Annotated in this window: 12 protein-coding genes, 1 tRNA gene and 1 pseudogene; 7 read left to right on the top strand and 7 right to left on the bottom strand. The window is 56.6% G+C overall.

From position 1 onward, the window contains the following. The 3 genes and pseudogenes from HF921_RS07365 to HF921_RS07355 form a co-directional block, all read right to left on the bottom strand. Window positions 1–202: pseudogene (locus tag HF921_RS07365) on the bottom strand (YihY/virulence factor BrkB family protein); the annotation flags it as partial. Further along, window positions 199–921 (bottom strand): DnaA regulatory inactivator Hda, encoded by a 723-nt coding sequence (gene hda, locus HF921_RS07360; RefSeq protein WP_215893597.1) that lies wholly within the window; start codon window positions 919–921, stop codon window positions 199–201. The pseudogene HF921_RS07365 and the gene hda, both read right to left, overlap by 4 nt. Continuing rightward, window positions 918–1466, bottom strand: a complete 549-nt coding sequence (locus tag HF921_RS07355) for a CDP-alcohol phosphatidyltransferase family protein (protein WP_064219810.1) — start codon at window positions 1464–1466, stop codon at window positions 918–920. Before HF921_RS07355 ends, hda begins: the two co-directional genes overlap by 4 nt. A 156-nt stretch (window positions 1467–1622) precedes the next feature. Here HF921_RS07355 and HF921_RS07350 point away from each other — a divergent pair, with 156 nt between their 5' ends. From HF921_RS07350 to ppk2, 6 genes are all read left to right on the top strand, one after another. Beyond that, window positions 1623–2240, top strand: coding sequence for a superoxide dismutase (locus tag HF921_RS07350; protein ID WP_064219811.1), 618 nt, complete (start codon window positions 1623–1625; stop codon window positions 2238–2240). 144 nt (window positions 2241–2384) lie between these two features. Then, on the top strand, window positions 2385–3422 hold the full coding sequence (gene purM, locus HF921_RS07345) for a phosphoribosylformylglycinamidine cyclo-ligase (protein WP_064219812.1): 1038 nt from the start codon (window positions 2385–2387) through the stop codon (window positions 3420–3422). After that, a complete protein-coding gene (gene purN / locus HF921_RS07340) occupies window positions 3415–4080 on the top strand; it encodes a phosphoribosylglycinamide formyltransferase (RefSeq protein ID WP_215893596.1) in 666 nt (221 codons plus the stop codon). Before purM ends, purN begins: the two co-directional genes overlap by 8 nt. Then, complete coding sequence (locus HF921_RS07335) at window positions 4077–4814, top strand: competence/damage-inducible protein A (protein ID WP_215893595.1); 738 nt, start codon at window positions 4077–4079, stop codon at window positions 4812–4814. The genes purN and HF921_RS07335 overlap by 4 nt, the downstream gene beginning before the upstream one ends. 102 nt (window positions 4815–4916) lie before the next feature. Next, window positions 4917–6305 (top strand): dihydrolipoyl dehydrogenase, encoded by a 1389-nt coding sequence (locus HF921_RS07330; RefSeq protein ID WP_215861448.1) that lies wholly within the window; start codon window positions 4917–4919, stop codon window positions 6303–6305. A 31-nt stretch (window positions 6306–6336) separates the two neighbouring features. After that, a complete protein-coding gene (gene ppk2, locus HF921_RS07325; RefSeq protein ID WP_064219816.1) occupies window positions 6337–7122 on the top strand; it encodes a polyphosphate kinase 2 in 786 nt (261 codons plus the stop codon). A 54-nt stretch (window positions 7123–7176) separates the two neighbouring features. Here ppk2 and rnr read toward each other — a convergent pair whose 3' ends face one another. Further along, window positions 7177–9423: a ribonuclease R gene (gene rnr, locus HF921_RS07320; protein ID WP_215893594.1), complete on the bottom strand. Its 2247-nt coding sequence runs from the start codon at window positions 9421–9423 to the stop codon at window positions 7177–7179. Window positions 9424–9460: 37 nt separating this feature from the next. On the opposite strand from rnr, the gene HF921_RS07315 reads away from it, so the two are divergent. Next, window positions 9461–9547: transfer RNA gene (locus tag HF921_RS07315), tRNA-Leu, on the top strand. A gap of 358 nt (window positions 9548–9905) precedes the next feature. Here HF921_RS07315 and iro read toward each other — a convergent pair. The 3 genes from iro to HF921_RS07300 all read right to left on the bottom strand — a co-directional run. Then, a complete protein-coding gene (iro, locus tag HF921_RS07310) occupies window positions 9906–10178 on the bottom strand; it encodes an iron oxidase (RefSeq protein ID WP_064219818.1) in 273 nt (90 codons plus the stop codon). 102 nt (window positions 10179–10280) lie between these two features. Beyond that, window positions 10281–11570 (bottom strand): adenylosuccinate synthase, encoded by a 1290-nt coding sequence (locus tag HF921_RS07305; protein WP_064219819.1) that lies wholly within the window; start codon window positions 11568–11570, stop codon window positions 10281–10283. A 43-nt stretch (window positions 11571–11613) separates the two neighbouring features. After that, on the bottom strand, window positions 11614–12286 hold a 673-nt coding region (locus tag HF921_RS07300), incomplete at its 5' end, for an ATP phosphoribosyltransferase regulatory subunit (protein ID WP_215893593.1).

Raw genomic sequence — 12286 nt, 5'->3', positions numbered from 1 at the left:
CCACCGCCGGTATCAAACCAAAGAGGGTGGTATAAGCGAGCAATCCTGCACGGTCGATACATTCGTCAAGCCAAAAGCCATGCCACGCACGGTACATTCGGTGGGTCAAGCACTGCCAATGATTGGCGTTTTCCCTGGGAACGGGTGCCAGTGCCCTGTCCTTTTGGCGAAAGCATTGGTGCGGCGGTGCTTTTTCCGTCATCGCAAGTTCTCCGCGGCCAGACAAAGGCGTATGAAAGGGATGGTCACTTCCCGTTGCTGCTCCCAACTCCGGGTGTCCAGAACGCTCAGCATGTGATCCAGTGCCCCGAGGTCGCGCGGATAATGTCGCAACAGATAAAGCGCTGCGTCGACACCAATCTGCAGACCTCGGCGCTGCGCCATTTCCTGCAAAATAATACGCTTCTCCGCATCTCCGGGGAAACGCAGAGCGTATTGCAAACCCGCGCTCACCCGGCTTGCCCAATCCGGGAGCACCCAGTCCGTGAGCTGAGCTGCTTGGCGACCGGCAAGGAGCAGCGGCCGCCCGCAACCCATGCGCTCATTATAGAGATCAAAGAAAAAGGTTTCCTTATCACGCTGACCTGCCCAGCTTTCGACGTTATCCAGACACAACAGAGGCGCTCCTGCCAGACTGGAGAACATCGCTGGATCCATGATCGTATTGAACGGATTTGTGATATCGCCGCAATCTATATAGGGTGCCCATCCAGCAACGGCGGATGCGGCTCCCAGCAATAAATGACTTTTACCCACTCCGGCCGGTCCATAAAGGTAAAGACAAAAGCTCTGCCGTTCACGTTCAGTTACCAAGTTAAACACCGCGCGCAGCGCTTCGGCATTCGGATGGGGATAAAAGTCTTCCAGGCTTGCTTGTGACTTCACTCCCAAGGGAAGAATCCGTTGTCGTGTCTCGCTCATGATTCGCTGGAGCCCCCCTCCTGGGCAATCGCCTTGCGACTCCAGACCCAGACATATTGCCCCCCGGACACAATGGCCATCAGGAACACCAGCGCGAAAACAGGCAGTAGCGGCACACGCCAATGGCATGCCGCCGATAACAGCACCAATACAATAACGACAAATTGGAGCGCGGTGTTCCATTTCGATAGCGGCGTCGGACGGATACTAAATTTTCCGATCAACAGCAAGTAGAGCAGGCTGCCACCGACGATCAGCAGGTCCCGGGAGATAATGGCAACCGTCACCCACAAAGGAATACGCTGCAACCAGGTCAGCGTGATGACCGTCGTCACCACCAGCAATTTATCCGCCAACGGGTCGAGGACAGCCCCCAAACGGGTCTGAAGACGATAACGACGGGCTATCCAACCATCCAGTGCGTCGGTGATCGCCGCCACAAAAAAAATGAGCAGAGCCACGACGAAAAGCTCCTTCGCCAGCGCGTAGAAAATCACGGGCACCAGAAAGAGTCGCAACAGAGTCAACAGATTCGGCAGGTTCATGGCAGTGAAGCTAGGCAAGGGTACGGTGACTGTCAAGAAGAATTACGGGCGGCAAAGGCTCAGACGACCGGGAGGTCGTTTGCAGAGGGCTCTGCCACTGATTACAATCCAAAGGGCATTGGTTCAGTTCTAAACTTGAAATCAGGAGAATATTGAATGTCCGAATATAGCGTGCGCGAAGAATTAAAGCCCAGCGGATTGGATGGCATCTCGGATGCCCAAATCAATGATCACTGGGGACTTTATGCTGGTTATGTAAATCAAAGCAATGCCTTGCGAAAGGAGCTTGCGGAAATGCGTGCAGCCGGCAAAACCGGGTCACTTACATATGCAGATCGGCGGCGACGCTTTGGCTTCGAATATAACGGCATGGTGTTACATGAGTACTATTTTGCCCAGTTGAAGCCCGGTAGCAGCATCGATCAGGCACCCGGCTTCAAAGCCGCGGTCACTGCGCAATTTGGCAGTGCTGAAACATGGCATGAAGATCTGATGTCCGCCGCCAAGAGCCGGAGCGTGGGCTGGGCTATTGCCTACTACGATGGTACCACCGGTCAGATCAACAACCACTTTGTCCAGCTTCATGAAGACGGGAATGTGGGCGGTTTTGTGCCGCTGGTCATCGTTGATGTCTTCGAGCATGCCTACATGGTGGATTGGAAAGCCCTCGGTCGCGCGGATTACCTGGCCGCCATTTACAAAAATATGAACTGGGGCGTGGTGGAAGCGCGCTTCCAGGCGGCCAAAAGTGGCCAGATTTTCAAGCGGTTCTGATCATCATAGGAATTTAATTCATTAAAAGAGCGGTTCGCCGCTCTTTTTTATTGGACGCGCTTCGCTGCACGACTCCGCGATTGCCCCTTTGACAGGCGCTATACGCCCCCATACCATGACCAAAACCCCTTTGAGGAAATCGCCGTGGACACCCCAAAACCTTTGACCTATCGCAGCGCCGGGGTGAACATCGACGCTGGCAATACGCTGGTGGACCGTATCAAACCTCTTGCCCAAAGTACTCACCGCCCCGGCGTGCTCGGCGGCATTGGCGGTTTCGGTGGACTGTTCGCCCTACCCGGCGGTTATCGCGAACCGGTGCTGGTATCAGGCACCGATGGGGTGGGCACCAAGCTGTTACTAGCCCAGGAAGCCAATCAACATGACCGCATCGGCATTGATCTGGTCGCCATGTGTGTCAACGACATTCTCGTCTCCGGCGCAGAGCCTCTCTGGTTCCTCGACTACTATGCCTGCGGGCAGTTGGATAACGGCGTGGCTGAGACGGTTATTGCCGGGGTGGCCGAGGGCTGTCGGCAGGCTGGCTGCGCTTTGCTGGGCGGAGAAACCGCAGAAATGCCCGGTATGTACCCGGCTGGGCATTATGATCTTGCGGGCTTCGCGGTGGGCGTTGTCGAGAAATCCGCCATCCTGACGGGTGCGGCCTGCCGGGAGGGCGATGCGGTGATTGGCATTGCCTCGTCCGGGCCGCACAGTAACGGTTACTCTCTGATTCGGGAAATTCTCGTACGCGGCGGTGCCCACGCCCATGTCCAGATCAACGGCGAGCCGCTGGTGGATCTGCTGCTGCAACCGACCCGGATTTATGTGAACGCTATTCAGGGTCTGCGCAAGGCGGTTACGGTACACGCCCTCTCCCACATTACCGGTGGCGGGCTGGTGGAAAATCTGCCCCGCTCACTACCCGCGACACTTGCCGCTCGCATTGATCCCAGCGCCTGGAAAATACCGTCTATTTTTCAATGGTTACAGGAACAGGGACAGGTCTCCATGGAGGAAATGCGGCGGGTTTTCAACATGGGTATCGGCATGGTCGCCATCGTTCCCTGGGAGTCCCGGCAGGCCGCCGTGCGGTCTATCACGGAGCACGGAGAGCAGGCCTTCATTATCGGGCAGTTGGTGCCACGTCAGGACGGTGAGGGAGTACGCTTTCTTGACTAAAAGGCTGGTGATTCTGGTTTCCGGCCGGGGAAGCAATCTGCAAAGCATCCTTGCGGCTTGCCGTAGCGGGCAGATACCGGACACGCAAGTCGTTGCGGTCATCAGTAACCGCCCAAGCGCCAGGGCATTGGCACTGGCGATGGCGGCAGGCATTCCTGCCCTTACTGTCGATCATCGGGATTATGGGACCAGAACAGAATTCGATGTCGCCCTGCAAAAGCAGATTGACGAATATGCCCCGGATATCGTGGCGCTGGCGGGGTTCATGCGTCAACTCACCCCCGCTTTTGTTCAGCACTATGAGGGTAAGCTGCTGAATGTCCACCCCTCTCTACTTCCCGCCTTTCCCGGCCTGCATACCCATGCCCAGGCGCTGCGGCAGGGTGTGTGTTGGCATGGTGCCAGTGTCCATTTTGTAACGGCGGAGTTGGATGCCGGCCCTGTTATCATCCAGGCAGCCGTGGCGGTCCTGCCCGCAGATGATGAACAGTCTCTCGCCACGCGCGTGCTCGACGCAGAACACCGTATTTATCCGCAGGCGCTGGCGTGGCTGGTGAGTGGCCGGGTGACTTACGCCGCAGGGCGCACCCAGTGGCGAGAGCCGCCACAGACGGCCACGCGCGAGGCCATTGCCCCTTCTCTGGAGAGTTCTCCATGAGCAAAGATGTTGGCCTGGTGATCATCGGCACCGAGATACTCTCCGGTAAACGGGAAGACCGCCATTTTCTCCGCAGCCGCCAGCAACTGGCGCGACGCGGTTATGGCGTCGCCTGGTGCCTGATCGTGCCCGACATCCGGGATATTCTGCTGACCCAGTTGCGCTGGACCATGGCGCAATCTGTGCCATTCTTCGCCTTTGGCGGTTTAGGCGCAACGCCCGACGACCTGACCCGCGCTTGCGCCGCAGCGGCGGCTGGCGTTACCCTGTCCCGGCATGCCGAGGCGGAGGCGTTGATTCGCCAACAATTCGGCGGCGAGGCGGAACCGGTGCGGGTACGGATGGCCGACCTGCCCGCCGGGGCAAGACTGATCCCTAACCCGGTCAACAATGTGCCGGGATTTTCCATAGGTAGCGGATACTTCTTCCCGGGATTCCCGCAAATGGCGGAGCCCATGAGTGACTGGGTGCTGACGCAGTATTTTCCTCCCTTGGTGGCTGACATAGAGGCACGGGTTCTTTTACCCAGCGCGCGGGAAGGCAACCTGGTTCCGCTCATGGAAAGCTTTTGTGCCGCCCATCCGGACATACGCTTCTCCAGTCTGCCCAGCTTCACGGCGACTGGTCCACAAATCGAATTGGGTGTGGCGGGGCAAGAGGCGCACGTTCAGGTCGCCATCCGCGACCTGAAGGCTCGCCTGAACCTGATGGGGCTCGAAGTTCAGGATCTGTGATCATTCCCGAATCTTAATCAGGCAAGTTTACCCGGCAAGTCACCGCAAGCCGGGAATCTCTGCTGTCATAATAAGCTAGACTTGCCCATACGGAGGTATGCAATGGCCATCCAACATGTTGACTTGTTGACCATCGGCGCTGGAGGGGGCGCTTATCCCGCCGCGTTTCGACTGGCTCAAGCGGGACGTTCGGTAATCATGGTGGACCCTAAAGGAGCGATGAGCGGAAACTGCCTTTATGAGGGCTGTGTACCCTCTAAAGCCATTCGAGAAACCGCCGAAATCTACCAGTCCCAGCAGCGCCTTGCCGGGCATGGTCTTGCAGGCGCCATTAGTATCGATTTCACGAAAATCACGATGCACAAAGATGCCGTCCAGGCACGCCGCTATGAACAACACGCCGCCGAACTGGCCGCCGCACGAAATATTAAGCTCATTCAGGGAACGGCGCGACTTCTCGGTCTCCACGAAGTGGCTGTCAATACGACAGACGGCGAGCAACGGTTCCATTGTGCGCAGATTATCATCGCCAGCGGCTCTGACGTATTCATCCCCCCGATTCCCGGGGCTGAACTCTGCCTTACCAGCCATGATCTGTATAAACCCGACTCCGTCCTCAAAACCCTCCCGGAGCGGCTGATTGTCATCGGTGGCGGTTACATCGGCCTGGAAACCGCCACCTTCTTCGCTGCCTTGGGTACCAGGGTCACCCTACTCCAGAAAGGTGAGCAACTCCTCAGCGGCATGGATCCGGGCATGGTGACACTGCTAACGCCGTTGCTGGATCCGGCCATTCGCATCCGCACCGGTGTAGACGTGACGGCAGTGACCCTAACCCCTGAGGGAGGACGGCGCGTACATTACACCCGCGCGGAAGAGACCGACACGCTGGATGGCGACGTTGTTCTGATGGCCGTGGGCAGACGCCCCGTTATTCCCGTAGGTACCACAGAGATTGGCATTGCAGTGACGGAAAAAGGTATAGATGTGGGGCCGAGTTTACAAACGGTGCATCCGCATATTTATGCCTGTGGTGATGTGAATGGCCGCGTGCCGTTATTCCACGCCGCCGTGCGTCAGTCGATGGTGGCGGCGCACAATATTCTCGGCGGCAATATTCCCCTGGATTATGCTGATTTCAATCACGTCCCCACCACCGTCTTTACCCTGCCTGCCGCCGCCTACGTAGGCCTTACCCCGGCCCTGGCAGAAGCGCAAGGCATAAAGCTCCGGACCGGTCGTTACGACTTCGCCGAAGACTCCCGGGCGCAGATCCTGGAACGCATGGAAGGTGGAATTCAACTATTCTTCGCCGCAGATAGTCTGCGTTTATTGGGTGGTTGGGTGGTCGGCATCGACGCTGGCCAGCTTATCGGCCAGATCGGCACCGCCGCTGCCCATGGCCTTACCGCCTACGATCTGGCCCGTTTTGCGGATCAGCACCCCATGAGCGCCGAAGGCATCGGCAAGGCGGCACGCAGTCTGTTTTAAGCGCCGTATCAGCCATCATAAGGGATACATCATGACCAAACATAAAGAACAGAAGGGGTTAGAAAAACAGCATTACAAAGCCGAGTTACGCCAGCTCCAGATTGAACTGGTCAAGTTACAACGCCACATTATCCGCAAGAACGATAAAATCCTGGTCCTTCTGGAAGGACGTGATGCCGCAGGTAAGGACGGCAGCATCAAACGTATCATCCAGCACCTCAGTCCCCGCGAAACACGAGTCGTGGCTTTAGGCAAGCCCTCGGACCGCGAAGAAAGCCAGTGGTACTTCCAGCGCTATGTCCATTACCTGCCCGCCGCCGCAGAAATCGTTTTCTTTAACCGGAGCTGGTACAACCGTGCCGGCGTGGAAAAAGTGATGGGGTTTTGCACCGATGCGCAATATGAAGAATTCTTTACCGAGGTAACAGATTTTGAGAGCATGCTGGTGCGCTCGGGTATCCATTTCATTAAGGTGTATCTCGACATTTCCAAGAGCGAGCAAAAAAATCGCCTGGCGGCGCGCAAAGATGATCCCCTTAAACAATGGAAAACCAGCCCTATTGATGAACAGGCCATAACCCATTGGAAGGATTACAGTATTGCACGAAATGTCATGTTTGCACGCACCCACACCAGTTTTACGCCTTGGACCATTGTCGATGCAAATGATAAAAAAGTGGCCCGCCTTCAATTGATCAAAGGGCTGTTAAGTCGCCTGGATTACGCCAATAAAGATACCAATTTGATCTTACCCGACCAGACCATTATCTTCGACTATGATCCGCTGTACCTGGAAAACAATATGATCAAGGCATAATCACGAGGCCCTGGCGCCGCCCGACTACGCGACGACGCCACCAATGGCTGCTTATCAGTCTTTCTTGCCGCGTCGGCTTCGTCGGTTTTTTGCCGCGCCACCGCCCTGCCCCTCTGGCATCACCCGCTCGAAATCCATCTTCCGTTCGTCCAAATTGACGCTCACCACCTTAATTTCGATTTCATCGCCGAGCTGGAATGTTTCCTTGCTGTGATCGCCAATAATCCGATAATGCTGTGCATCAAAGTGAAAATAGTCTTCACCGAGGGTGCTGATATGGATCAGGCCCTCCACATAAATTTCCCGCAGTGCCACAAAAAGGCCAAAGCCAGTAACACCGGTAATGATGCCCGTATAGGTCTCCCCTACCTTATCCATCATAAATTCACACTTGAGCCAATTTACCGCTTCACGACTGGCTTCATCGGCGCGACGCTCGGTCATGGAACAGTGCTGGCCCAGTTCCTGCAGTGCCTTTTTAGGGAACCACTTGGGCTCCGCACCAGCCGCATCCAGCAAGGCCTGAATACCGCGATGCACCACGAGATCCGGATAACGGCGGATGGGCGAGGTAAAGTGGGTATAGGCCGGGAAGGCCAGACCGAAATGCATGCCGGTATCCACGGTATAGTACGCCTGTGAAAGACTGCGCAGAATAACGGTCTGAATCAGACTGGAATCACTGCGCTCACGCGTATCTTCGATGATTTTCGCCAGATCGGCACTGCGCGGATGGGCAGGCAAATGCACCGGCACACCAAGCTCACCCAGAAAACGGCGCAAATCTTCAAGCTTATCACTCGCAGGCTCTGGATGGACCCGATAAAGCATGGGCAGTTCGTGAATTCTGAAGAATTGCGCTGCACACACATTGGCCGCGAGCATGCATTCTTCGATGATCCGATGCGCGACATTGCGGGTAACCGCCACGATTTTTTCAATGCGCAACTGATCATTGTAGATAATGCGGCTTTCCTGCGAGTCGAATTCAATAGTGCCCCGCCGCTCACGGGCCTTGGCAAAGCTTTCATAGAGGCTGTGCAGGGCCTCCAGGTGCGGGACCATGGCCGCGTCCTGCGCCCTTAATTCCGCGTCCCCCGCCAATATGGCAGCCACTTCATCATAGGTAAAACGGCGCTGTGAGCGCATGATGCCCCGGTCGAAGCGGAAACGCTGTACTTCGCCAGCCGCGTCCATCTCCATCTCGCAGAACATGCAGAGGCGGTCCACATGAGGATTGAGGGAGCATAGTCCGTTGGACAATATCTCGGGCAGCATTGGAATCACCCGCCGCGGGAAATAGACAGAATTACCACGGGTCACCGCCTCTCTATCCAGTGCGGAGTCCGGGCACACATAAGTGGCAACGTCAGCGATGGCGACAGTCAGGCGAAAACCATTCTCGATTACCTCGGCGTAGACCGCGTCGTCAAAATCCTTGGCGTCAGCGCCATCAATGGTGACCAGCGGCAGATCACGCAGATCGCGGCGACCCGCCTTCATCGTCTCCGGTACCGTCTCCGAGAACTGCTTGATTTCAGCAAGCACTTCATCTGGCCATTGATGGGGCAAGCCATAGTTACGGACGGCGATCTCGACTTCCATGCCCGGAGCCATGTGCTCACCGAGAATTTCCACGACGCGCCCTTGGGGCATATTACGGCCATCGGGATATTGGGTAATCTCCAGAATCACAATCTGGCCATGGACTGGTGTCAGTCCCTCCCCTTCCCCTTCCACCACTGCGAACTCCTGGGGAATACGACGGTCCTCCGGCACCACGTAATGCACGCCGTTATCGGCGTAGTAACGGCCTACGATGTGTTTGAGCGCCCGCTCCAAAATGCGCACGACCGCACCTTCGATACGTCCGCGCCGGTCCTCTCCTACCGCCCTTCCCAGGATGGTATCACCGTGGAACACCTTGCGCATTTCCCGCGGGGAGAGGAAAAGATCCTTGCCGCCCGCCTCGGGAATCAGGAAGCCAAAACCATCGGGGTGTGCGCTCACTGTGCCGCGCACCAGTTCCATGGCCGCTACGATGCCGTAGGCACCACGCCGGTTGCGCACCAGCTGGCCATCTCGTTCCATAGCCCGCAGACGACGTCTTAAGGCTTCCTGATCATCTTCGGCGACTTCCAGTTCAGCGATAATGTCTTCCAAGGTGAGTGGCCGACCGGTACCCTCCAGATAGCTGAGAATGTACTCCCGACTGACGATCGGTCGTTCATATTTTTCTTTTTCCCGCTCGAACATAGGATCACGCTCAGTAAGCGATGCAGGTTCTTGTGTTTCCGGCATTGACAAATGCTCCTCAATAAATGATTATTCCGCTCACGCCGAGGTGGCGGAATTGGTAGACGCGCTAGGTTCAGGTCCTAGTGAGCGAAAGCTTGTGCTGGTTCGAATCCAGTCCCCGGTACCACATCTTCTAGAGTATCCCAGTAGCCCAAAAAGGCTACTGAATCATACCAAAACAAAGCCTTATTCGAGGTTTCATGACGATCATGAAACCTCGGTTTATTTCTTTGCAATCCAGGTTTCACCACAGCACTGCCCCGCCTGTGGGCTAGGCCCTCCCCAGCAAAACCTTTGTCAATCTGCTCAAACGTTACTACCTTCAATCCGATGTTCCTTCCAGACGCAGCGCGGCGGTCGGAAACCAACCGCATCCCGCATATCTTGCGGGATGAACCTTTGTGCCGGCTTGGCGAGATATCAACGCCCACTGCCATATTCGGCGCACAAAAACCCTTTTCTAGTGAAGAAGATGGGGCGCTATCTCATGCTGACTTAGGAACAAAGGCTACACACCAGCCATTGGGGCTGATGTTACCCGCCACCACCTTACAACTATGTGGAGCAATAAACTGCGCACAGACTGAACAGTGGTCCTTGCCTTTAGGTGTATCCTGATATTGCACCGCTGCCTTAGGCATGCTTCCGGCATCTGCCACACCGACGCCCATCATCGTCGTGGTAGCCACCGATCCGACGACAACCGCAATATTTCTCAGCGCATCGCGACGGGTAATCATCTTGTCCTTTTCACTCATAGCCTTCTCCTTAGGATGTCAACCAAGCTTGGCATTGTACCGCTTCTCATCGCTATAGCCAGCGATGAAATCCGCAGAGACTTGGTCGGCCCGATTCGCCGGTCAGAGGATCTCGGTACGTAAAATAGTGTCATCCCGATCCGGTCCCGTGGAGATAATCGCCAAGGGCCGCTCGGCGCGCTCGGCGATGGCCTCCAGATAGGAACGAGCCGCCTGGGGAAGATCGGCCCAGTGGCGTACGCCTGCCGTAGACTCTGACCAGCCCGGGAAGCTTTCGTAGATTGGTTCACAGGCCGCCAATGCCTCCGCCCCACCGGGCAGTTCCTCCTGAACCACCCCGTTTACCCGGTAACCGACAGCAACGCGAATCTCCGCGAGGCCATCCAGTACATCCAGCTTAGTGATGCACAGGCCCGTCACCCCATTCACCCGGCAGGCGGCCCGCAAAGCCACCGCATCGAACCAACCGCAACGCCGCGCCCGTCCGGTGGTCGCACCCACCTCCGCACCACGCTCAGCGAGGAAAACCCCCGTCTCATCAAAGAGCTCCGTAGGGAATGGTCCAGCCCCGACACGCGTGGTGTAAGCCTTGGTAATACCCAATACATAGCCCAGATCCGCTGGTCCTACCCCGCTCCCGGCGGAAGCGCCACCCGCCACCGTATTGGAGGACGTCACAAAGGGGTACGTGCCATGATCCACATCCAACAGGGTACCTTGGGCGCCCTCGAAAAGAATCCTCGCCCCTTCCGCCTGCAAACGCGCCAACCGCACAGAAACATCTACCACCATGGGTGCCAGGCGCTCCGCAAGCTCCAGATACTGCTCCAGAATGGCATGGAAGTTTTCCGGTTCCCGCTTGAAATAATGTTGGAGCACAAAGTTATGGTAATCCAGCGCCTCGCCAAGCTTGGCGGCAAAACGCTCACGATGAAACAAGTCGGCAACACGCAAAGCGCGCCGCGCTACCTTATCCTCATAAGCAGGCCCGATGCCCCGACCGGTGGTGCCGATTTTTGCCGCACCCATCGCCTGTTCTCGCGCCCGGTCGAGACTCTTGTGGTAGGGCAGAATCAGTGGGCAGGCGTCGGAAATGAACAAGCGCTCCTGGGCATCAGGTACCACTGGCCGCAACTCATCCAGCTCGGAAAACAGAGCCAGCGGATCCAGCACCACACCGTTACCAATAAAGCAGGACACGTCAGCACGAAGAATACCCGAGGGAATCAGATGCAGGATCGTTTTTCGCGCGCCGATCACCAAGGTATGACCAGCATTATGTCCGCCCTGAAAGCGTACCACCGCCTGGCAGCGTTCCGTCAGCCAGTCGACAATTTTACCCTTACCCTCATCGCCCCACTGGGTACCGATGATCACCACATTTTGATTCATAGCCACGAACGACTCCGCAAATGGGTCATTGGAAAATTAAAATTCACAAATCAAGCTGCCGTATCTTCCAGCCCGCCTGCTCTCTGATCAGAACAGCATCAAAACCCCGTGCCCGCAATGTCTGCTGGTCAGGTATTTCCTGACTTACCAAGTCCTGTAAAACAGCATAACCAGCCCGACGATGTTCCTGTATCGACTGCCACAAAAGCTCATCGGTACCAGCCGGAGCCCAAATCTGCCGCGCTCTCTCCGTTGCCGGGAAGTCACGCAGCAGCGGTTTGAGGTCTAAACTGAAGCCCGTCGCCGCCCGTCGTCGGCCAAAAGCGGCACCAATGTCATCATAGCGACCACCACTGGCCAGCGCCTCACCACGCTGCGGACCAAACAGCGAAAACAGCAAGCCGGTATGATACCGATGCCCATGGATCTCCGAGAGATCACATTGAATCGCAAGGTCAGGATAACGCACACGCAAGGCTCCCCAGACAAAATGCAGAGCATCCAAGGCCGCGCAAACAGCCGGGTGATGCCCGAGACGCTGGCGGGCCTGCTCCAATACGTCGAATTCACCGTGTAAGCGCGACAGAACATCAAAATCTGCGCTGAGCTCCGTACCGCAATGGTGCTCCCGCAGCCATGCCCGCACATCCGGCCAAGCCTTGCGTTCGACATGCTGCAGCAAGTCCGCACGTAGCGCACCTTCCAGACCCGCCGCG

It is taken from the genome of Acidithiobacillus ferriphilus, from assembly GCF_018854775.1.
GTDB lineage: Bacteria > Pseudomonadota > Gammaproteobacteria > Acidithiobacillales > Acidithiobacillaceae > Acidithiobacillus > Acidithiobacillus ferriphilus.
This window is presented reverse-complemented; position numbering and strand designations above follow the sequence as displayed.